A 20026-nucleotide genomic window follows, 5' to 3' on the forward strand; every position below is an offset into this window, starting at 1 on the left:
CACGCGCCATGAGCAGGGTCACCCGGGTGGTCCTGGTGGCCGGGGTCGTGCTGGGGCTCGCCCTGGCGGTCGGGGTGGCCGTCCGGCTGGGGGTGGGCCCGCTGCCCGACGCCGAGGGCTGTCGCGCCGAGGTCGCCGGCCACGAGGTGAGCCTGGACACCGAGCAGGCCGAGAACGCGGCGCTGATCGCCGCGATGTCGGTACGTCGGGGGCTGCCGCCCCGGGCCGCCTCGATCGCGCTCGCGACCGCGATGCAGGAGTCGAAGCTGCGCAACCTCGAGCACGGCGACCGCGACTCGGTCGGGCTGTTCCAGCAGCGTCCCTCCCAGGGGTGGGGGACCCGCGCGCAGATCCTCAACCCCGTCTACGCCACGAACGCCTTCTACGACGCCCTGGAGAGCATCGACGGCTACGAGGGGATGCGGATCACCGAGGCGGCCCAGGAGGTCCAGCGCTCGGCGTACCCCGAGGCGTACGCCAAGCACGAGGCCGACGCCCGGGCGCTCGCCTCCGCGCTCACCGGCGAGACCGCCGGCGGGGCGTTCAGCTGCGTGGTCCGCGACGACGCGGACCCCGCGCCGACCCGGCTGGGACGGCAGGGCCTCACGCCGCGCGCCGACGACGTACGCCGGGAGGTGCGGGCGGTCTTCGGGGACCTGCCGCTGGGTGGCTTCGCCCCGGGCGGGGTGACCGACGGTCACATGCCGGGGTCCGCGCACTACGAGGGCCGCGCGATCGACATCTTCGTCCGCCCGGTCTCGCCGGCGAACCGGCAGAAGGGCTGGGCGATCGCGCAGTACCTGGTCGCCCAGGCCGACCGGCTCAAGATTCGCACGGTGATCTTCGACGACCGGGTCTGGCGGTCGGGGCGAGCCTCGGAGCAGGGGTGGCGCAACTACCGCGTCCCGTCGGGGACGTCGGGAGACCGGGAGGTCCTGGAGCACCGCGACCACGTCCACGTCGACGTGGCGCCCTGAGTGGCGCGCGCACCGTCCGGACAATCAGGAGAGCTGCTGGTCGATCCAGGCCAGGCGCGTGGCCAGCCAGCCGGCCAGGTAGTCCCTCTCGGCGCCCCAGCTGCCCTGGAAGAGGTGGTCGGGCCCCTCCAGGAAGGTCGCGTCGATCGGCATCCCCGCACCGCCTTGTTCCTCGGGCGCGAAGTTGCGGGCTGCCGCGCCGGCGATGTCCGCGCCCTCCGCGGCGACGTAGTCCGGCAGAGCCAGGACCGAGGTGCGGACCTCTGCCCAGCGGAGCCTGACCTGCTCCACGAACCACGGGTCCTCGAACATCCTGATCAGCCAGTGGCCCTCCGGACCGGTGATCTGGGAGCCGACACCTGGCAGGCGCAGGTACCAGCCGGTCGGGTCGTCGGCCCCCCAGGTGGTCCGGTTACCTGCGGCCTGGTCCAGGTCCCAGACCGGGCCCATGTGCAACGCCCCGTCGTCCTGGAACATCCAGCAGCTGTTGAGATAGGCGGCCTCGAGGGTCTTCATGATCTCGTTGGTCAGGTACCAGTCGATGAAGGTCGCGACGTCGATGTGCGGGCGGTACCCGGCCTCGGGGTCGGTGAACTGCTCGGAGTAGAGCGCGTCCTCGAACGCCTGCACCTCCGCCTCGATCGCCGCGATCGACGCCTCGTCCAGGTCCTCGGGCTCCTTCACGAACAGCTGGAGCCCATGGCCGGTCCTGAAGGCCGGGGTGTCCGGGTCCGGCCAGGTGTCGCCCTCGAGGAGGTACTCGCTCCCGTCATCGGCGATGTCCACGCGGTCGGCGTCGACCTCGATGGACTCACCCAGCTGGTACAGGCCCTGGAAGTGCCCGTTCAGCCACAGCTCGACGGGAGTCATCCTGGGGGTCCACGGCATGCCCAGCCGACGACTGACTTCGAACCCCACGTCGTTGCGCAGCATGGAGCGGTCGTAGAAGTTGGCCAGCAGCACCCAGGACTTGGCGCTCGGCATGCCCAGAATCGACGCCCCCTCGTCGAGCTTCATCTTGTAGGGGAGCTTCATGCGGACCCACGAGGTGGAGTTGCCGCGCACCCGGAGCTTCGCGGTGCCCGCGTAGGCCTGGAGGCCGGACCCACGCGGACGGATGGCGACGGAGGCGTGGGAGTACTCGACATCGTCCAGGATCGGCTCACCGTCGTCGGTGACGATGGTGATCCTCGGCAGGCGGGCGATCGAGACGACGTCGCGGGCCTTGGTGGCGAACCGGCGGACGCCCTGGTAGGCCACCGCGACCGCCCGGTACCTCACCGTCCCCGCTGGACAGGCGGGGCTGTCGATCCGCGCCGTGCCTTTCCCGTTCTCGATCCCCGATGCCACCGTGAGCCACCCGGTGCCGGTCTCACGCTGCAGCCGTACGCCCCGCCCCGGCAGGACGGGCGTGAACGTCGCCCTCGCGGTCCAGGAGTCGCCTTCCACCACAGCACCGATGACGGCCAGCCTGCCGGTCTGACGGAGGCGACGGGCGACAACGGGCTGGCCGAGGACCGGCGCAGCGGGGTTCACGACACGGCTCACCGACGGCACCTGCACCTGCGCCGGCTGCGTCGGGCCCGCAGATGCCGGCGTGGTCACGGCGAGGGGGAGGACGAGCGCGACCCCCACGACGCACGGCAGGAGGACGCCCCGTCGCCGTCTCGCTGACGGCCTGCCCGTTGGCCGTCCGGGAAGCGCTGTCGGCGCCGCCGTTCCGTCGTGGTGTCCCTGGGCCGCACCGTGGATCCGCATCTGACTCACCCCTCGGTGGGCCGGGAACTCGCCGAGGACTCAGTGACCAGACCCGGCGGTACCCGCGTCCGTTCCCAGCCTACGACTGGCGAGGCAGCCCGGACCTCGCCCGATTCTGTGTCATCCCTCACGCCCCGCCCGTCGGCACCGCCGAGTGGTCCGGACCAGTGGAGATTTGTCCGTGCCGAAACCTCGCCGCACCGCGTCCGCGTGATGAGATGGAGATCTCTCGGGGCTTGGCAGGACCACGGGGGGAATTTCACATGAGCTCATCGACGATCTACACGGTCGGCACTGCCCTGCGCCGGGCCCAGGACAACGCGCTGTCGGTCAGCGTGCTGGTGGAGGGGCACTGGCTCGACGGACAGGTGGGGGGACTGGACGGGGAGGGGCTGCTGCTCGCCGGCGACGACGGCTCGCACGCGGTGGTCCGGCTGGGTAGCGTCTGCGCGGTGCGTGTCACCGGTGCCGCCGAGCCCACCGGGCGTCCCATGCCCCGGACCCAGGAGCCGGTGGCGCACGAGGCCGACGAGCCGGTGTTCCCGGTGCAGCGGGAGCCCGACCCCGAGCCCGGGTGGCCGGCCGAGCCCGACTGGGCGCGCAACGTGGCGCTCGCGGTGGTTGCCGCGGTCGCCGAGTAGCTCGGCGGTGTGGACGGCGGTCAGGCCAGCCGGTCGACCGCCGCACCCACCCGCTCGTCGCTGGCGGTGAAGGCGACGCGCACGTGCTGGTGCCCGCTCGGGCCGTAGAAGGCGCCGGGGGCGACCAGGATGCCGAGCCCGGCGAGCCGGTCGACGGTCAGCCAGCAGTCCTCACCGCGGCTCGCCCACAGGTAGAGCGAGCCCTCGGAGTGGTCGATGCGGAACCCGGCCCCCTCGAGGGCGTCCTGCAGCCAGCGCCGGCGGCGGGCGTACCGGGCGTGCTGCTCCTTCACGTGGGCGTCGTCGGACAGTGCGGCGACCATCGCCACCTGCTGGGGGCCGGGCATCTGCAGCCCGAGGTTCTTGCGGACGGCGAGCAGCTCGCCGACCAGAGCGGGGTCCCCGGCGACGAACGCGCACCGGTAGCCGGCCAGGTTCGAGCGCTTCGACAACGAGTGCACCGCCAGCAGTCCCTCGTGGGAGCCGCCGCACACGTCGGGGTGCAGCACGCTCACCGGGCTGTCCTCCCACGCGCACTGCAGGTAGCACTCGTCGGAGACCAGCACCGTGCCCCGGTGGCGGCACCAGTCCACGACCTTCTTCAGGTGGTCGACGGGCAGCACCCGGCCGGTCGGGTTGGACGGCGAGTTCACGTACATCAGCGCCGGCACCCGGGGACCGAGGCTGGTCAGCGAGTCGGTGGCCAGCGGCTCGGCCCCGGCGAGGGCGGCACCGACCTCGTAGGTGGGGTAGGCCAGGGCGGGCAGAACCACCAGGTCGCCGGGGCCCAGGCCCAGGTGCAGCGGGAGGCTGCCGATCAGCTCCTTGGAGCCGATCACCGGCAGTACGCCGTCGAGGCCGAGCCCGGCCACCCCGAAGCTGCGGGCCAGCCAGTCCACGCACGCCTGCCGGGTGTCCTCCCGGCCGATGGTGAGGGGGTAGCCGGGTGAGTCGGCGGCTCCCGCGAGCGCACGCTGCACCACCTCCGGGGTGGGGTCCACGGGGGTGCCCACGGAGAGGTCGACGATCCCGTCGGGGTGGGCGCGGGCCCGGGCGGCGTACTCGGTGAGCTTGTCCCAGGGGAAGTCGGGCAGCCGGGCGGAGACCGGCGGCTTGATCAGTGGTCCTGGTTCTGCGGGGGCAGCGCCGCGATCATGGGGTGGTCCTTGTCGATCACACCCATCTTGGCGGCGCCCCCCGGGGAGCCGAGGTCGTCGAAGAAGCCCACGTTGGCGGCGTAGTAGTCCTTCCACATCTCGGGCGTGTCGTCCTCGTAGAAGATCGCCTCGACCGGGCAGACCGGCTCGCACGCCCCGCAGTCCACGCACTCGTCGGGGTGGATGTACAGCATCCGGTTGCCCTCGTAGATGCAGTCGACCGGACACTCGTCGACGCACGCACGGTCCTTGACGTCGACACACGGCTGGGCGATGACGTAGGTCACCAGTTCCTCCTGAGGGCTCTCGCTACGCGCGGTCACCCCCAGCCTAGTATCCGTAGGGGTGGTCCCAACAAGGAAGGAAGACCATGGGCTTCGATCTCTCCGGCAAAGTCGCCGTCGTCACGGGGGCCGGCAGCGGCATCGGCCGCTCCTGCGCCCAGCTGCTGGCAGCCGCCGGCGCTGAGGTGGTGGTGGCCGACCTCGCCGACACCGCGCACGAGACGGTCCGCCTGATCACCGAGGCGGGGGGACGAGCGACCGCCTCCGTGGGGGACGTCAGCGACGAGGAGACCGCCGCCGCGCTCATCGCCGGGGCCGCCGCCGGAGGGCGCCTGGACGTGCTGGTCAACAACGCCGGGGTGATGGACCTGTTCGCGGGTGCGGCCGACGTCGACACGGCGATGTGGGAGCGCTGCCTCCGGGTCAACGCCACGGCGCCGTTCTTCCTCACCCGGGCGGCGCTGCCCGTCATGCTCGAGGGCGGCGCCGGCTCGATCGTCAACGTGGCCTCCGAGGCGGGGATCCGTGGCGGGGCCGCGGGCGCGGCGTACACCGCCTCGAAGCACGCGGTCGTCGGGCTCACCCGCAACACCGCCTTCGTCTACGCCCAGCGCGGCATCCGCTGCAACGCCGTGTGTCCCGGCGGCGTCGAGACCAACATCATGTCCTCGATCGACCCGACCCGGATCCACCAGGAGGGCATGGCCGCCCTCGGACCCGTCCACCAGACGGCACGCGGCACGGCCACCCCGGAGCAGATCGCCTCGTTGGTGCTGTACCTGGCCAGCGACGAGTCCGCCAACGTGAACGGGGCGATCATCCCCAACGACGGAGGCTGGTCGGCCGGCTGAGCGGCCCGCTCACCGGCAGATCACCGTGTCGGAGGGGATGTAGTGGGTGTGCATCTTCTCGGTGCGGACCAGCTCGGACGACCCGTGCCGGCGGAAGTAGCGCCAGATGTCGATGTCGAACCCGCCGTAGCCGGTGTTGGGGTAGCAGTCCTCGGTGTGCAGCACCCGCGTGGCCGGCGGGGTGAGGTTGTACCGCTCACCGGTGCGGGTGGTGATGTCCCAGTACTTCGTCGACCACATCGACACCGTCACCACCCCCTGCGCCGACGGGGTGCTGGGGGTGACCCGTGCCTCGATCAGCACGCCGTAGGGCGTGTCGTTGCGGAACCGCAGGTCAACCGCGCCCCAGGCGACCGTGGCCTCCCGGCCCACCGGGTAGCGGTCGATGTAGAACGAGTGTGGCTTGTGCTCGACGTCCTCGAGCCCGGCGAAGAACATCGCGTTGAACGTCGTGGTGGCCATCTGCGAGACCCCGCCGCCCAGGTCCTCCTTGAAGATGCCGTTGCTGATGATGAAGCCCTCGGTGAAGCCGTTCGCGCGGGTGCGCTCCCCCACGGTGTCGTTGAGGGAGAAGGTGTCCCCGGGCTTGAGCACGCTGCCGTTCACCAGCTCCGCCGCCCGGCCGATGTTGGTGTTGCGGTACTCCGCGTAGGGGAAGTACGTCGTGAAGGTGGACACCTTCTCCTTGATCCTCAGCCGGCGGGCGTCGGCGGTGCTGAACTCGGGCTCGGCGACGGTCGCCGGAACCCGCATCCGCCGCTGGTCGGACTCGCGGGCGACCAGGTCGAGGAAGGCGTCGGTGACGTCGGTCGTGCGGTAGGTGACCCCCGGCTTGGCGGGGACCACCTGCGGTTTCCCGTCCACCAGCGCGACCGTCGCGTCCACCGGCGCTCCCCGTCCGCTGATGCGCCTGCCCACCAGCCGGTCGAGCCGTTCGGCGTCCACCGTGGGCACCAGCCGGCCGTCGACGGGGCGCAGAGCGAGCGCGGCGCTGAAGTCCCTTGGTGCCAGCGTCACCGGGGACCGGCCGAACACCAGCGTGACCGGCCCCGACATCGCCGGGTTGGCGAACTCCCGCACCGCCTGCTGGACGTCCTGCTCGTCGATCTCCGGGACGAGCGGCACCAGCGCCAGTGGTACCGGGGAGTCCTGGACCAGGTAGGCCGTGCGCAGGTCCTCCGGCGCCGTCTCCGGGTCGACGCCCTCACCGGTGAGCGGCGCACGCACGCGCACGGTGGTGCCGACGAGGCTGACCGCACCGTCGCGGGCCGGCCGGCCCGCTTCCTGGGTGAGCCCGTCCAGCGCCCGCGTCATCGCGTCGCCGTCGAGGGTCACCACCGGGGGGAGCGCGTCGCCGCCGGTGTAGTAGTCCCACAGCCGCGCGGGCGACCAGCTGCGGCTGGCGCCGGCCGCGTCCACGGAGGCCCCGTAGTCCACCGTCAATCCCGCCTCCACCGGGTCCACGCTCGCCGGCCGTCCGTCGAGGGTGACCGCGATCGGCTCGCCGACGCGCTCGGCCAGCGCGGTGCGCAGGGTCGCGACCGCCTCCTCGTGGGTCTGTCCGCCGACCTCGACCCCGGCGACGGTGGTGCCCCGGGGCACCCGGGCGTCCCCGACCAGGTACGCCGCCACGTAGGCCCCGCCGAAGAGGACCACGAGCCCGAGCAGCAGCAGGAGGACGACCCGGCCGCCCTCCGCCTCGCGTTCCGGCTCGGGTCCCTCGCTCACGTCGGACATCCTAGGTGCGCGACCCCAGCGCGGAGCCGCGTCGAGGGGCGGGCAGGGTGACCAGGGCGAGGACGACCAGCACCAGGCCGGTCGCCAGCAGCGTGTAGCCCGGGACGTCGGCGGCGATGAGGTAGTCGCCCTCGGGTCGCGGGACCGTGGCGAAGCCGACGAAGCCCACCCAGCCCACCACGAACGGGAGCCGGGTCCACCACCCCCGGGGCAGGGCGAGCGTGGTGGCCAGCGTCGCCGCGAGGCCCAGCGCCAGCCCCCACCCACTCCCGTGCACGGCGACGGTGGCCAGGCCGGTCACCACCCCGAGCAGCAGGAGGGCGAGCGCCAGCCCGGCCCGGACCGCCGCTGGCACCGCTCAGAGCCCGGCGAACAGGTCGGTCTCGAGGCCGTCGTCGTTGAGCTCGCCCGGCGCACCCTTGGCCCGCCGGTAGAACTCGAGCGCCCAGACCGCGGAGCCGAGGTTGTTGGACAGCGCGAAGAACCCACTGTCGACGGTGATCTGCGTGGCGTGCGCCCGGAGCGCGGCGATCTTGCGCTCCACCTGGTCGGTCCCGTCGACGACCGCACCGAGGTCCTCGTCAGTGACCGCGAAGCGCGGCAGCGGCCCGTCCGGGTCCATCCCCTGGAACGACGTGGTGTCCCCGGCCTCGCGCAGGGCCCGGAGCCCGGCCCGCATCCGGCTCTCCGACATCGCGCCCCAGTAGATCTTCGCGACCTCCCAGGCCGGGCCGAGGTCGCGGCGGAAGGACGGCACCGCGGCGAGCTGCGCGGCGTACATCGCCACCCGGTGCGCCTGGATGTGGTCGGGGTGCCCGTAGCCGCCGAACTCGTCGTAGGTGACCAGCACCTGCGGACGCACCTCGCGCAGGATCTCGACCAGGTAGCTCGCCGCCTCGGTCAGGTCGGCGTTCCAGAAGGCGTTCGCGTGCACCTCGTCGGCGGCGACCGCGTGACCGTCCTCGTGCCACTTCATCCCCGAGTCGCGGTAGCGCCCGAAGCCGCCCAGGAACCGGTGGTCGGTCACGCCGAGTGCCGCCATCGCGTCGGCGAGCTCACCGCGCCGGTGCACGCCCAGCTGGTCGGACTGGTCCGCGGCCAGGTGCTCCAGGCCGGGCACCAGGATCTCACCCATCTCACCGGCGGTGCAGGTGACCAGCGTGACGCCGCGACCCTCGGCGGCGTACTTCGCCATCGTGGCGCCCTGGCCGATCGACTCGTCGTCGGGATGGGCGTGGACCAGCAGCAGCCGGTGCCGGGGCAGGTGCGTCATGGGCTCCAGCGTAGTGACCGCGGCCGGGCAGCGACCAAGCACGGGCGCGGTCAGTCGGTGTCCAGCCAGCCGTCGTACCGGTCGACGAGGATCTCCAGCGTCAGCTGCGGCGCGTCCGTCTCGACGACCCAGGGCCGGTCACGGTCGCCCTCCCCCGGCGATCCCGCCCGGGTCACGGTGGCCTCGAAGCCGTGCCGGACCAGGGTGTCGGCCACCTCGCGGGCGTGCCACTCGTGGAAGAGAATGCCGCGCACCGGGCCATCATCGCCGACGCGGCGCGCCGCCTGCCATCATCGACCTGGCAGTGGAACCGGGAGGAGGTCCGGATGAAGGGCGTGGTCCGCTGGCTGGTCGTCGCACTGGCGCTCGTCCACGGGCTGCTCCACCTGATCGGGGCCCCCCTGGGCTGGTGGTGGGTGGTGACCGCGGTGCTGGTGGTCGCGGCGGGCGTGGCCCTGGCGCTGCGGTGGCCGGGCTGGTGGACGGTGATGGCGGTCGCGGCCGTGGTCTCCCAGGTGGTGCTGCTCACCGCGTGGCCGGACGCCTGGGCGGGCACGCTGGCGAACCTGGTGCTGCTGGCCGCCGCGGCGTACGGCTTCGCCGCGCACGGCCACCGCAGCGCGCGGGCGGAGTTCCGTCGACGGGCCCGCACCGCCCTCGGCGCCGCCAGGACGGAGGGCGTGGTCACCGAGGATGACCTCGAGCGGCTGCCACCGCAGGTCGCGGGCTACCTGCGTGCCTGCGGGGCGGTGGGGGCATCGCGGGTGGGGAGCTTCCGGGCCGGGGTGCACGGCCGGATCAGGGCCGGCGCCGACAAGCCGTGGATGCGCTTCCGTGGCGAGCAGGTCAACACCTACGGCCCCCGCACGACCCGGCTGTTCTTCATCGACGCCACCATGGCCGGGCTACCGGTCGATGTGCTGCACGTGTACGCCGACGGCGCGGCCACGATGCGCGTGCGGTTGTGCTCGGCCGTCCCGGTCGCGCACGGCCAGGGTCCCGAGATGACCCGGGCGGAGACGGTGACGCTCTTCAATGACCTGTGCGTGCTCGCTCCGGCGACCCTGGTCGATGCGCCGGTGACCTGGGAGATGCTGGACCCGCACCGGGTCCGCGGCCGCTACACCCACGCCGGCCAGAGCGTGACCGCGGAGCTGGTGTTCGACGAGGCGGGGCAGCTGGTCGACTTCGTCAGCGACGACCGGCTGCGGTCCTCCGCGGACGGGCACAGCTTCACCGGGCAGCGCTGGTCCACCCCGCTGTCCGGGTACCGCGAGCTGGGCGGCCGCCGGATCGCGGCCGTGGGGTCGGCGCGCTGGCACGCACCCGCCCCGGAGGGCGAGTTCGACTACCTGGAGTTCGTCGTGGACGAGCTGTCCTGCAACGCCGGGCCGGAGGACGTCACGACCCGCTGAGCAGCAGGGCCCGGAGCTCGGCGAGGAACGGCAGGTCGGCGGCGAGCCAGTCCACCTCGTCGAGCTGGTCGGGCCCGAGCCAGCGCACCAGATCGTGCTCCACCGGCCGCGGCTCCCCGGCCACCAGGCGGGCCCGCGCGACGCTCAGGCGGTGCGTGTCACCGATCGGAACCTCGCCGGAGAGCCAGGCCTGCACCTCGATCGCGCAGCCGAGCTCCTCCTCGACCTCGCGGCGTAGCGCCTGCTCAGCCGTCTCGCCCGGCTCCACCTTGCCGCCGGGGAACTCCCAGCCCCCGGCCGTCTCGGCGGGGGCGGTGCGCCGGGCCGCCAGCACGCGGCCGTCGCGCACGATCGCCGCACCCACCACCACCTGCACGACGCACACGCTAGCCGCCGCCCCGCGGACGGCGTACCAGCTGAGGAGACGTCTGCTCCGTCCGGATACGTCCGGCCGCTAGCGTGGGCGACGTGGTAGGTCCCGGCGTGCTGCTCGAGCCAGGCGAGGAGCGCGGCGCCGCGATCGACGCACTCGGGGCCCTGCTGGGCGGCCCGGTCGGGCTGACCGCCGTGCTGGCCGACCTCAACCGCCGCGGGCGCCGCTCCCGGCTGGTCCCCGCGAGAGCGGTGCACCGGGCCCACACCTGGGACCGGCCGGATCGGCGGACCGCCCGCTGGTGGCCCCAAGGGGTCTCGAGCTCCGCGGACGCCGACGCGACCGGACTGGTCGACGGACGCCGGCTCCTGGCGGTGAGCTGGTACGCCGCCGGGGCCGGTGCACCCCAGGGGTCCCGGGTCACCTTCGTCGACCTCGACACGCTGGCCTACCGCCACGTCCTCCTCGTGGTGCCGCGACTGGTGGACGGGCAGGTGACCATGGAGCCGCTCCGCGTGCACGCCGGCGGGCTGGTCTGGTACGGCAACCACCTCCACGTCGCAGCGACGGGCCGCGGCTTCCTCACCTGCCGGACCGCCGAGGTGATGCGGGTCCCCGACCACCTGGGCGCCCCGGCCGAGCACCCGTTCGGGGTGTCCGGCCCACAGGTGGGTTCCTTCGGGTACCGCTACCTGCTGCCGGTCCGGCGCGCCTACCGGGCCGTCGCGGCGGAGGAACCTCCCGGCCTGCGCTACTCCTTCCTCTCACTGGACCGCACGTCCTCCCCGCCGGTGCTGGTGTGCGGTGAGTACGGCCGCGGCGAACAGAGCACGAGACTCGCCAGGTTCCCCCTCGACCCCGACACCTCGCTCCCGCGGGTCGGCGACGACGGCCGCGTCCGGCCTCTGTCGGTCGAGGAGGGGGTGCGGGGGATGCAGGGCGCGTGCGTGGTCGACGGTCGCTGGTACCTCAGCGTCTCCACCGGGCCGAGGGTCCCCGGCTCGGTGCTGGTGGGCAGACCGGGAGACCTGGTCCGGCGCCGCTGGGCGGCCCCGCCCGGACCGGAGGACCTGTCCTACTGGCCGTCGACCGACGAGCTGTGGTCGGTCAGCGAGCACCCCAGGCGGCGCTGGTTCTACTCCCTGCGGTGCGAGCGCCTCGGCTGAGGAGCCCCGGCCCCGGCGGCGCACCGGGGACTGCGGGACCTCAGCGCGGGAGCTTGGCCAGCTGTCGGCTCTGCGCCACCAGGCGACCCGTGGCGTCCCACACCTCGCAGTCCTCCTCGAACAGGCCCCCGGCGACGTTGCGGGTCAGGTGACGCACCGTCAGCCACCCGGGCGCCGGCCGGGCACGCACGTGCACGCTCAGCTGCACGGTGGGCGCCCAGCCGGGAAGTCCGAGGTCGAAGGTCACCGGCGGCAGGGCGTCGACCACGAGCAGGAGGCTGATCGGGTCGGGCTCCCGCCCGTCGGCCAGCCGGAACCACGCCTGCAGCAGCCCGGTGCCGGTGGGCTCCCCGACCACCCAGCCCAGGCACGCCGGGTCGAACCGCATCTCGAAGCGGTCCATCAGTGGCGCCATCCGCCGCATCTCGGCCGGCGCCAGCTCGGTGGACAGGCAGGACTCGACCGGCGGCAGGTCCAACCGGTCGGCGGTGGTGCGGACGTCGTCGGGGAGCGCCGAGAGGTCGGCGTACGTCGCGAGCGCAGTGACCCGCACCCCGCCCGGCTGGGACAGCTCGGCGGCGACCGTGGCGGTGCCCCCGCCGTCCCGGACGACCCTGGTGGTCACGGTGGCCGGCCCCGGGGTCGCGGCCGAGACGTAGTGGGCACTGACTGCGAGCGGGTCCGGCTTGGCCGGCACGCTCTCCCGGACCGCGGTCCCCACCGTGGCCAGCAGGTAGCCCCCGTTGAGGCCGCCCCCGACGCTCCAGCCTGCGTCGAGCGAGGCCTCGAAGCGGCCCGGGGCCGAGGCCACCACGGCCACCTGGCGGTCGAACTCCGTGGCCATGGTCCCACTGTAGGCGGGCCGGGTCAGGCCCCGAGCCCCGGCTACCCGGCGGCCAGCGTCGCGGCGGCGGAGGCCAGGTCCTCGACTCCCTGGGCCAGCTCGGTCGGCCGGTCGGTGGTGAGGTCGAGGTGGAAGCCGTAGAGCGAGGAGTCGACCAGCGTGACCACGCGGTCGACCCGTGGAACGGGGGCGCCGCTGCGCACGAAGTAGTCTCGCAGCGCCCTGGTCCAGCGCTCGTTGGAGGCGCGCACGTCGCTGAGGTAGGGCTCGCGCCCGATCAGCCCCTCGGCGGCCGCCTGGCAGTAGACGTCGAGGCAGCTCGACAGCGGCTCGGTGCCGTACGCCGTCCACAGCCGGGTGACGGCCAGGCGCACGTCCGGCGCGGCCGGCAGGGAGGAGACGACGGCGATCGCCCGCTCGTTGGCGCGGGACACCACCGCCGACACCAGGGCATCACGGCTCGCGAAGTGGTAGAGCAGCATCCGGTCACTGGTCCCCAGGGCGGCCGCCGCGGGCCGCAGGGTGAGCCCGATCAGGCCGTGCGCCAGCACGTGGTCGGTGAGCGCCTCCAGCAGCTGCTCGCGGCGATCCACCACGTCAACGTAGCATGTGCTACATTTCTCCGGTGTAGCGAGTGCTACATCTCAACGAGAAGGACGTGGCACGGTGTTCGGCGCAGCGGTACTGCTGGCGGTGGCGATCGGGATCGAGGTGGGCGCGACGGCCCTGCTGCCTCGCGCCCAGGGGCTGACCCATCCCGGCTGGAGCGCCGTGGTGCTCGGCGGGTACGCCCTCTCCATCTGGCTGCTCGCCCTGGTGGTGCGCACGGTTCCGGTCTCGGTGGCCTACGCCGTGTGGTCCGGGGTGGGCACCGCGGTGGTGGCCGGGATCGGCTACTGGTTCCTCGGAGAGTCGATGGGGTGGGTCAAGGCCGTCTCGCTGGCCATGATCGTGGTCGGCGTGGTCGGTGTGAACCTCGTGACCGCCTGACCTCAGCCGCAGGCGGTTGCCCCGCGCAGCCGCTGGGCCAGCCCGAAGGAGACCATGGCGAGCGCCAGGAGCCACTGGCCCAGCCCGGCGGGCTCCCCGGCCAGGGCAAGCCCGGCGAAGAGCACGTAGACCCCGGCGATCGAGGCGCACGGCGAGGACCCGAGGCCGGCAGTCGCCCGGCGCTGGGGGACGTACGTCGCCAGCGTCAGCGCCCCCAGCCACGACACCAGCGCCAGGCCGGCCCCCCAGACCGGGTCGAGGGGACGGCCGATCTGGCCGCTGTAGGCCCACAACAGCGCGGGAGCCACCAGCACCGCCACCCACAGCCGGTCGCGGCTGAGGGTCGCCCGCCAGGCGGCGGGGCCGCGGAGGGTGGGCGGGGCAACGGCGAGCTCGGGGGCCGGGCGCTCGAAGAGCCGGACGAGAGAGTCGGGCACCGGTCCTGCGGCGGGCGGGCGCTCCGGCTCGGGCACGGCTCGCTGGGTCATCGGTCTCCTCACGTCGAGGCTGGGTGGGCCGAGGATCGTCGGCCCACCCAGTGTACAGGTACCCCGGGGGGTATCGGGCGATGGTGGCGCACCCTCATCGGGACTGCATCATCGGGCAGGGACGGCCCCCTGCCCCCCAGCGGCCGCCGACCCCCCAGCGGCCCCCGCCTCCCGGTCCGGCACCACCGGTGAACGCCCCGCCCGCACCCGGTCCGCGCATCATCGGGCCCACGCCACCGCCCACCAGCGCCGCCGTGAAGGCCCGCAGGTGCATCCGGGAGGCGGCGAGAAGGTGGCCGAGGACTGTCTGGACGTCGGGCTCCCCCACCTGAGCCAGGGTGGCCTCGAGGTCGGCGATGTCCCGCTTCTCGAGCTCCTGCCCCGCCCGGAAGGCCGACCGCAGCGAGACCGTGCCCTGCTTCTTCCAGCCGTCGTAGAGCTGCTGGACCGTCGGGTCGGCGTACGAGCCGGCCGGCAGCCCGGCCGACGGGTCGGCCACGCCGTAGCGGGCGAGCAGCACGCCCACGGCTGTGAAGTGCTGCTGCTCGCTGCGGGCGATCATCCCGAACGGCCGGGCGTTGTCGTAGCGCCGCGCGAAGAACCGGTAGAGGTCGCGCGCCATGCGCTCCTCCTCACGGTTGAACGCCAGCCGCTCGGCAAGGACGGCGCTGTCGGTCGTCGACGCGGCGCCGGGGACCGGCGCTCGGGTGAGGCCGCTGGTGGCCACGGCCGCGCCCCCGGCGAGCACGGCCAGGACGGCAGCGCTCGCGAGCATCGTGGTCAGTCTGCTGGCACGCATGGTGGTCCTCCTGAGGGAGTCGGTCCGGGTGGTCGCCTCCAGTCCACCCGCCGGGCGTGAAGCGCCCTGCGGTGCTGCTGTGAAGATTCCGTGAAGCCCCACCCCGCGGCTCCGGAGGGACGCCGGCCGCCGCCGTACCCTGGGGTGCCGGACCAGCGCCGAGGAGACCCGTGAGCCCGACCGTGCTCGTCGTGGACGACGAGGCCCCGATCAGGTCGATCCTGGCCGCGTACCTGCGTGGCGAGGGATACGCGGTTGTCGAGGCTTCGACCGGAGCACAGGCGCTGGCCGCCCTGGCCGTCGAGCCGCCGCAGCTGGTCCTGCTCGACATCGGCCTGCCCGACGTCGACGGCCTGGAGGTGCTGCGCCGGCTCCGCACCTTCTCCGACGTCTACGTCATCCTGGTCACCGCCCGGGCCGAGGAGGTCGACAAGCTGGTCGGCCTCGGCGTCGGCGCCGACGACTACGTCACCAAGCCGTTCAGTCCGCGTGAGGTGGTCGCCCGGGTCAAGGCGGTGCTCCGCCGGGTCAGGGAACCGGGGACGCCGGTCGCGGACGACGGCGTGCACCGCTTCGGCGACCTGGTGGTGGACGAGACCCGCCGCGAGGTGACGCTGCGCGGTGCCCCGGTGGCCCTCAGCACGCTGGACTTCGACCTCCTGGTGGTGCTGGCCCGCTCGCCGGGCCGAGTCTTCTCCCGCGTCCAGCTGCTGGAGAAGGTGTGGGGCTACGACTTCTTCGGCGACGAGCGCGTCGTGGACGTCCACGTCCGGACCATGCGCCGGGCGCTGGCCGACGACGCCAGCGACCCGACGATGATCGGGACCGTCCGCGGCGTGGGCTACAAGTTCCTGCTCGAGCCCACCGGGAGGACCCCGTGAACCGACTGCTCGTCCGCATGATCCTCTCCCACGTCCTGGTCGCGGTGCTGGGCGTCCTGGCGACGTACCTGGTGGTACGCCGGCTCGCCCCGGCTCTGTTCGACCAGGGGATGGCCGGGATGGGCCCCGGCATGGGCCAGGGCCAGCCCGGGCTGCTGCGTCAGCAGTTCGGCGACGCGGTGGACAGCGCGCTCTTGGTCGGCGCGCTGGTGGGAGCCCTCGCCGCAGCGGCGTTCGGCACACTCGCGGCCTACCGGCTGATCCGGCCGCTCGACGCCCTCCGCGCCGCCGCACGAAAGCTCGCGGCCGGTCGGTACGACGCCACCGCGCCGGTGCCGCACGAGCGTGAGCTGGCCGAGCTCGCGCACGACATCAACCGGCTCGGCTCGACCCTGGCCGCCACGGAGACCCGGCGGGTCCGGCTGCTGGGCGAGGTGGCGCACGAGATGCGGACCCCACTGACCGTCATGGACGGCTACCTGGAGGGGATGATCGACGGCGTGCTCCCCGCGGGACCCGCGGAGCTCGGTCAGGTGGGTGAGGAGGTCCGCCGGCTCCGGCGGCTCAGCGACGACCTGTCGGCGCTGTCACGCTCCGACGAGGGCCGCCTGGACCTGCGCCCGGTGCGGGTCGACCTGCGTGAGGTGGTGGCCCCCGCGGTCCAGCGGCTCCAGGCCCAGGCCGAGGACGCCGACCTCACCCTCGGGCTGGAGGCTGGACCCGACCCCGTCGTGGTGGACGTGGACGAGGACCGGATCGCCCAGGTGGTGACCAACCTGGTGGGCAACGCCCTGCAGGCCACGCCGGCCGGGGGCCGGGTGGCGGTCACCGTGCGCGGCTCGGCGACCGGGGCGGAGATCGTCGTGGCGGACACCGGCGTCGGCCTGGCGAGGGACGACCTGGAGAGGGTGTTCGAGCGCTTCTACCGTGCAGGCCGGGCGTCGGACCGGCGCGAGGGCTCCGGCATCGGCCTGACCATCGCCCGCGGCATCGTGCGGGCCCACCACGGCGACCTGACGGCGGACTCCCCCGGCCCCGGCCGGGGGAGCGTCTTCACCGTGCGGCTGCCGGCCGCGCGCTGACCCGGCGGTGCCCCGGTCGCCACGCGGCGCGCCCAGGCGCTACTGGGCCTTCAGCCGCGCGGTGCGCAGGTAGGGGAAGAACTCCTGCACGTCGTCGAACTTCAGCTTCGCGTCCTCGGTCGACATGGTCGGCGGGACCACCACCTTGTCGCCGGGCTGCCAGTCGACCGGGGTGGAGCACTCGCCGCGGTCGCCCTCCTGGAGCGCGTCGACGACGCGGAGCACCTCGAGGAAGTTGCGACCCGTGGACTTGGGGTAGGTCATGGTCAGCCGGATCTTCTTGGCCGGGTCGATCACGAAGACCGAGCGCACCGAGGAGGTGTCGCCCTCCCCGGGGTGGATCATGTCGTAGAGCTCGGCGATCCGCTTGTCCGGGTCCGCGATGATCGGGTAGTCCACGGTGGTGGAGTTGTAGGACTCGATCTCGGGCTTCCACCTCGCGTGGTCCTCCACGGAGTCGACCGAGAGGGCGATCGGCTTCACGCCACGCCGGGCCCACTCGTCCTTCAGCTGGCCGACCCGGCCCAGCTCGGTGGTGCAGACGGGGGTGAAGTCGGCGGGGTGCGAGAAGAAGACGACCCAGCTGTCGCCGGCCCAGTCGTGGAAGGTGATCGGCCCGGCCGAGGTGTCGGCCTGGAAGTCGGGGGCGGTGTCGCCCAGGTGGAGTGCCATGGTTCCTCTCTCGTTGTGCGTGGTCGGTGCGGCGCAGCCGCACTCCCATCCTGCCCCACCCGGGAGGACCCCCTCACAGCGGGAGGCGGCGAACACCGGCCACCTGCGCGCCGGGTGCCGGGGCCTCTGCGATGCTGGGCCCATGGGTACGCCGCGCCGCCTGCTCGCCGCGCTGCTGAGCGCCGGGGTGCTGCTCACCACCGCGGCCTGCGGCGGGACCGCCACCGACACCGTCGACCCGGAGGAGGCGCTCAGCGCCGCACGGGCCACGCTCGACGAGACCTCGGGCGTGCACCTCAGCCTGCGCACCGGGCAGCTGCCCGAGGGGGTCGACGGGCTGACCAGCGCCACCGGGATCGGCGCGCACCCACCCGCCTTCAAGGGCGTGGTCGGGCTGGAGGTGGACAACCTGTCGCTCGACGTGCCGGTGGTCGCCATCGGCCGCACCGTCTTCGCCAAGCTCCCGTTCACCGTGAAGTACTCCCAGGTGGACCCGACCGAGTACGGCGCACCGAACCCGGCGATGCTCATGGACCCCGACCAGGGGCTGTCGGCCTGGCTGACCGCGGCGCAGGACGTCACGGCCGGGGACCCGGTGCGTGAGGGCGACCTGGTGCTGACGCCGTACTCGGGGACGCTGCCGGGCCGCGTGGTGGCCGACACGATCCCCAGCGCCGACCCCGCGGGCGAGTTCCCGGTGACCTTCTCGCTCGCCGACGACGGGACGTTGCGCTCGGTGGAGGTGTCGGGACCGTTCTACGGCGACCGCGGAGAGGTCGACTACACGGTGGACTTCACCGACTACGGCACGGAAGCGGACATCCGCCGCCCGTGACCGAGCCCGCCGCGCCCGACCACTCGGTCGCCCCCGCCGGGGGGCGCCTGCTGCTCGGCCTCGCGGCGACCGCGGTCGCGTTCGCCGCGGCCGACAACTACGTGGTCGTGCTGGCCCTGCCCGACATGATGGCCTCCTCCGGGCTGTCGGCCGAGGACCTCCAGCGCGGCGCCCCGATCATCTCGGGCTTCCTGCTCGGCTACATCGCCATGCTCCCGCTGATCGGCCGCGTGGCGGACCTGCGTGGTCGGCTGCCCGTCCTGGTCGGCTGCCTGGTGGTCTTCGGGCTGGGCTCCCTGGTGACCGCCGCGGCGTACGACCTCACCTCCGTGGTCGTCGGCCGGATGATCCAGGGGGTGGGCGCCGGCGGGCTGCTGCCGGCGACCCTGGCGCTGGTGGCCGACCTGTACCCGCCGCAGCGCCGAGGCGTCCCCCTGGGCGTCGTGGGTGCGGTGCAGGAGTTCGGCAACGTGATGGGGCCGGTGTACGGCGCCGTGGTGCTCGCCTTCGGTGACTGGCGCGACATCTTCCTGGTCAACCTCGCGGTGGGCTTCCTGATGGCTGCCGTGATCCGGCGGCACCGGGCGACCGGACCGGCCCAGCTGGCGCGGGAGGCGGGCACCCGCCGCCGGACGGACTGGGTCGGGGTCCTCCTCGTGGCGGGCGCGGTCACCGGGTTGCTCCTGGTGATGCGACAGCCGACGCGGCTGGTCACCGACGTCACCCTCGGCCTGGGCTTCCTCCCGGTCACCGGCACCAGCCGCTGGCTCTCCCCCGTCGGACTGGCGACGATCCTCCTGGCCCTGCTGTTCCTCCTCCGCTGTCTCACTGCGGGCTCCCCCCTGGTGGATCTGCGCTCGTGGCGGAGCCTTCTGCGAGAGATCGACGTGTGGGGTGCGCTGCTGCTCTCGCTCGCCCTGGCCGGGGTCATCCTCGCCTTCGCCAGCGCCGACCCCGAGGTTCAGGTGTTCTCCCCCGCCGGGCCCTGGCTGCTGCTCGGCAGCGCGGTGGCGGCCGTCGCCTTCTGGCGGCGCAACCGCGGCGTGTCCCATCCGCTCGTGCCGCCGCAGGCCCTCGCCGCCACCCCCGCCTGGGGGGCGCTGGTGGTCAGCTTCTTCGTCGGCAGCGCGTTGATCGCCGCACTGGTCGACATCCCCATCTTCGCCAGGCTCACCGTCTACAGCGACTCCCAGCTGCGGGCCGCGCTCGTCCTCGTCCGGTTCCTGGTCGGTCTCCCGGTGGGTGCCTTCCTGGGTGGCTGGCTGACCCACCGGCTGCCCGCGGGCGTCGTCACCGCGGTCGGCATGGCGGTGGCCGGCGGTGGCTTCCTCCAGATGTCGCGGTGGGGCCTGGAGACGCTCGACCACCCGACCGCCACCATCCCGCTGGTGCTGGCCGGTGTCGGGATCGGGCTGGCGATGGCGCCGGTGAACGCGGCGCTGCTCTCGGCCACCGACAGCGCCGTGCACGGGGTCGCCAGTGCGCTGCTGGTGGTGGCCCGCACCGTCGGCAAGCTGGTGGGCATCAGCGTGCTGACCACGGTCGGCCTGCACCGCTTCTACGCCGGTCAGGCCGACCTGCCCGCCCCCATGGACGTCTGCCCCGACGGCAGCAGCCGGTGCCCCGAGTTCACCCTGCTGCTGCGCGAGGCGGGGCTGATCCAGCTGCACACGATCTTCCTGGGCGCCGCCGTCTGCTGCGCGGTCGCCGGGCTGGTCGCCCTGGCGGTGTTCCGCCACGCCGACACTCGCGAGGTGCGCACCTCTGCCCTGGAGACCGGGGTGGGCTGAGCGGTGCCCCACC

Annotated in this window: 23 protein-coding genes; 10 read left to right on the forward strand and 13 right to left on the reverse strand. The window is 73.4% G+C overall.

All coding sequences use genetic code 11. From position 1 onward, the window contains the following. Nucleotides 1–8: 8 nt before the first annotated feature. Nucleotides 9–977, forward strand: coding sequence for a VldE C-terminal domain-containing protein (locus PLP61_RS01125; protein ID WP_324499520.1), 969 nt, complete (start codon nt 9–11; stop codon nt 975–977). Between the two features lie 24 nt (nt 978–1001). Here PLP61_RS01125 and PLP61_RS01130 read toward each other — a convergent pair whose 3' ends face one another. Continuing rightward, nucleotides 1002–2525: a CotH kinase family protein gene (locus PLP61_RS01130; RefSeq protein WP_324499522.1), complete on the reverse strand. Its 1524-nt coding sequence runs from the start codon at nt 2523–2525 to the stop codon at nt 1002–1004. A 473-nt stretch (nt 2526–2998) separates the two neighbouring features. Here PLP61_RS01130 and PLP61_RS01135 point away from each other — a divergent pair, with 473 nt between their 5' ends. Next, a complete protein-coding gene (locus PLP61_RS01135) occupies nt 2999–3376 on the forward strand; it encodes a hypothetical protein (RefSeq protein ID WP_324499524.1) in 378 nt (125 codons plus the stop codon). Between the two features lie 20 nt (nt 3377–3396). Here the strand turns inward: PLP61_RS01135 and dapC are convergent, their stop codons facing one another. Together dapC and fdxA are read right to left on the reverse strand one after the other, a co-directional pair. Beyond that, nucleotides 3397–4494: a succinyldiaminopimelate transaminase gene (gene dapC, locus PLP61_RS01140; protein WP_324499581.1), complete on the reverse strand. Its 1098-nt coding sequence runs from the start codon at nt 4492–4494 to the stop codon at nt 3397–3399. Further along, on the reverse strand, nt 4494–4820 hold the full coding sequence (gene fdxA / locus PLP61_RS01145; protein ID WP_324499526.1) for a ferredoxin: 327 nt from the start codon (nt 4818–4820) through the stop codon (nt 4494–4496). Before fdxA ends, dapC begins: the two co-directional genes overlap by 1 nt. Before the next feature lie 83 nt (nt 4821–4903). Here fdxA and PLP61_RS01150 point away from each other — a divergent pair, with 83 nt between their 5' ends. Then, on the forward strand, nt 4904–5668 hold the full coding sequence (locus PLP61_RS01150) for an SDR family oxidoreductase (RefSeq protein ID WP_324499528.1): 765 nt from the start codon (nt 4904–4906) through the stop codon (nt 5666–5668). A gap of 9 nt (nt 5669–5677) precedes the next feature. Here PLP61_RS01150 and PLP61_RS01155 read toward each other — a convergent pair whose 3' ends face one another. From PLP61_RS01155 to PLP61_RS01170, 4 genes are read right to left on the reverse strand one after another with little or no spacing between them, the layout of a single operon-like run. Further along, the gene (locus PLP61_RS01155; protein ID WP_324499531.1) at nt 5678–7396 is read right to left on the reverse strand and encodes a VanW family protein; all 1719 of its coding nucleotides are present in this window, start codon (nt 7394–7396) and stop codon (nt 5678–5680) included. Nucleotides 7397–7406: 10 nt separating this feature from the next. Next, a complete protein-coding gene (locus PLP61_RS01160; protein WP_324499533.1) occupies nt 7407–7760 on the reverse strand; it encodes a hypothetical protein in 354 nt (117 codons plus the stop codon). Nucleotides 7761–7763: 3 nt separating this feature from the next. Further along, nucleotides 7764–8678 carry an N-acetyl-1-D-myo-inositol-2-amino-2-deoxy-alpha-D-glucopyranoside deacetylase gene (gene mshB / locus PLP61_RS01165; protein ID WP_324499535.1) on the reverse strand — a complete coding sequence of 305 codons (915 nt, stop codon included), beginning with the start codon at nt 8676–8678 and terminating at the stop codon, nt 7764–7766. Between the two features lie 50 nt (nt 8679–8728). Further along, nucleotides 8729–8932, reverse strand: coding sequence for a hypothetical protein (locus PLP61_RS01170; protein ID WP_324499537.1), 204 nt, complete (start codon nt 8930–8932; stop codon nt 8729–8731). 72 nt (nt 8933–9004) lie between these two features. On the opposite strand from PLP61_RS01170, the gene PLP61_RS01175 reads away from it, so the two are divergent. Next, entirely contained in the window at nt 9005–10093 is a 1089-nt protein-coding gene (locus PLP61_RS01175) for a DUF6544 family protein (RefSeq protein ID WP_324499539.1), read from the forward strand. Here the strand turns inward: PLP61_RS01175 and PLP61_RS01180 are convergent. After that, on the reverse strand, nt 10080–10469 hold the full coding sequence (locus PLP61_RS01180) for a (deoxy)nucleoside triphosphate pyrophosphohydrolase (protein ID WP_324499541.1): 390 nt from the start codon (nt 10467–10469) through the stop codon (nt 10080–10082). The two genes, PLP61_RS01175 and PLP61_RS01180, sit on opposite strands and share 14 nt — an antisense overlap. A gap of 92 nt (nt 10470–10561) precedes the next feature. On the opposite strand from PLP61_RS01180, the gene PLP61_RS01185 reads away from it, so the two are divergent. Beyond that, nucleotides 10562–11632 (forward strand): hypothetical protein, encoded by a 1071-nt coding sequence (locus tag PLP61_RS01185; RefSeq protein WP_324499543.1) that lies wholly within the window; start codon nt 10562–10564, stop codon nt 11630–11632. Nucleotides 11633–11672: 40 nt separating this feature from the next. On the opposite strand, the gene PLP61_RS01190 is transcribed toward PLP61_RS01185, so the two are convergent. Continuing rightward, entirely contained in the window at nt 11673–12476 is an 804-nt protein-coding gene (locus PLP61_RS01190) for a thioesterase family protein (protein WP_324499545.1), read from the reverse strand. Between the two features lie 41 nt (nt 12477–12517). After that, on the reverse strand, nt 12518–13069 hold the full coding sequence (locus PLP61_RS01195) for a TetR/AcrR family transcriptional regulator (RefSeq protein ID WP_324499547.1): 552 nt from the start codon (nt 13067–13069) through the stop codon (nt 12518–12520). 73 nt (nt 13070–13142) lie between these two features. Between PLP61_RS01195 and PLP61_RS01200 the strand changes: the two genes are divergently transcribed. Then, the gene (locus tag PLP61_RS01200) at nt 13143–13466 is read left to right on the forward strand and encodes a DMT family transporter (RefSeq protein ID WP_324499549.1); all 324 of its coding nucleotides are present in this window, start codon (nt 13143–13145) and stop codon (nt 13464–13466) included. A gap of 2 nt (nt 13467–13468) precedes the next feature. On the opposite strand, the gene PLP61_RS01205 is transcribed toward PLP61_RS01200, so the two are convergent. Further along, nucleotides 13469–13954 (reverse strand): hypothetical protein, encoded by a 486-nt coding sequence (locus tag PLP61_RS01205; RefSeq protein WP_324499551.1) that lies wholly within the window; start codon nt 13952–13954, stop codon nt 13469–13471. A gap of 94 nt (nt 13955–14048) precedes the next feature. Then, complete coding sequence (locus tag PLP61_RS01210; RefSeq protein WP_324499553.1) at nt 14049–14753, reverse strand: DUF2202 domain-containing protein; 705 nt, start codon at nt 14751–14753, stop codon at nt 14049–14051. Nucleotides 14754–14923: 170 nt separating this feature from the next. Here PLP61_RS01210 and PLP61_RS01215 point away from each other — a divergent pair, with 170 nt between their 5' ends. Both PLP61_RS01215 and PLP61_RS01220 read left to right on the forward strand, forming a co-directional pair. Continuing rightward, nucleotides 14924–15634: a response regulator gene (locus tag PLP61_RS01215; protein WP_324499555.1), complete on the forward strand. Its 711-nt coding sequence runs from the start codon at nt 14924–14926 to the stop codon at nt 15632–15634. Continuing rightward, on the forward strand, nt 15631–16716 hold the full coding sequence (locus PLP61_RS01220; protein ID WP_324499557.1) for a sensor histidine kinase: 1086 nt from the start codon (nt 15631–15633) through the stop codon (nt 16714–16716). Before PLP61_RS01215 ends, PLP61_RS01220 begins: the two co-directional genes overlap by 4 nt. Before the next feature lie 39 nt (nt 16717–16755). Here PLP61_RS01220 and PLP61_RS01225 read toward each other — a convergent pair whose 3' ends face one another. Further along, nucleotides 16756–17388, reverse strand: coding sequence for a peroxiredoxin (locus PLP61_RS01225; protein WP_324499559.1), 633 nt, complete (start codon nt 17386–17388; stop codon nt 16756–16758). A gap of 142 nt (nt 17389–17530) precedes the next feature. Here PLP61_RS01225 and PLP61_RS01230 point away from each other — a divergent pair, with 142 nt between their 5' ends. Both PLP61_RS01230 and PLP61_RS01235 read left to right on the forward strand, forming a co-directional pair. After that, on the forward strand, nt 17531–18223 hold the full coding sequence (locus tag PLP61_RS01230) for an LppX_LprAFG lipoprotein (protein WP_324499562.1): 693 nt from the start codon (nt 17531–17533) through the stop codon (nt 18221–18223). Next, on the forward strand, nt 18220–20013 hold the full coding sequence (locus PLP61_RS01235; RefSeq protein ID WP_324499563.1) for an MFS transporter: 1794 nt from the start codon (nt 18220–18222) through the stop codon (nt 20011–20013). Before PLP61_RS01230 ends, PLP61_RS01235 begins: the two co-directional genes overlap by 4 nt. Nucleotides 20014–20026 lie beyond the last annotated feature (13 nt).

The sequence above is a fragment of the Nocardioides sp. genome (assembly GCF_035429765.1).
GTDB lineage: Bacteria > Actinomycetota > Actinomycetes > Propionibacteriales > Nocardioidaceae > Nocardioides.

Coding starts and splice junctions, on each gene's coding strand:
- PLP61_RS01125 (WP_324499520.1), top strand. CDS start 9: ATGAGCAGGGTCACCCGGGTGGTCCTGGTGGCCGGGGTCGTGCTGGGG.
- mshB (WP_324499535.1), bottom strand. CDS start 8,678: ATGACGCACCTGCCCCGGCACCGGCTGCTGCTGGTCCACGCCCATCCC.
- PLP61_RS01225 (WP_324499559.1), bottom strand. CDS start 17,388: ATGGCACTCCACCTGGGCGACACCGCCCCCGACTTCCAGGCCGACACC.
- PLP61_RS01135 (WP_324499524.1), top strand. CDS start 2,999: ATGAGCTCATCGACGATCTACACGGTCGGCACTGCCCTGCGCCGGGCC.
- PLP61_RS01175 (WP_324499539.1), top strand. CDS start 9,005: ATGAAGGGCGTGGTCCGCTGGCTGGTCGTCGCACTGGCGCTCGTCCAC.
- PLP61_RS01150 (WP_324499528.1), top strand. CDS start 4,904: ATGGGCTTCGATCTCTCCGGCAAAGTCGCCGTCGTCACGGGGGCCGGC.
- PLP61_RS01205 (WP_324499551.1), bottom strand. CDS start 13,954: ATGACCCAGCGAGCCGTGCCCGAGCCGGAGCGCCCGCCCGCCGCAGGA.
- PLP61_RS01190 (WP_324499545.1), bottom strand. CDS start 12,476: ATGGCCACGGAGTTCGACCGCCAGGTGGCCGTGGTGGCCTCGGCCCCG.
- PLP61_RS01210 (WP_324499553.1), bottom strand. CDS start 14,753: ATGCGTGCCAGCAGACTGACCACGATGCTCGCGAGCGCTGCCGTCCTG.
- PLP61_RS01230 (WP_324499562.1), top strand. CDS start 17,531: ATGGGTACGCCGCGCCGCCTGCTCGCCGCGCTGCTGAGCGCCGGGGTG.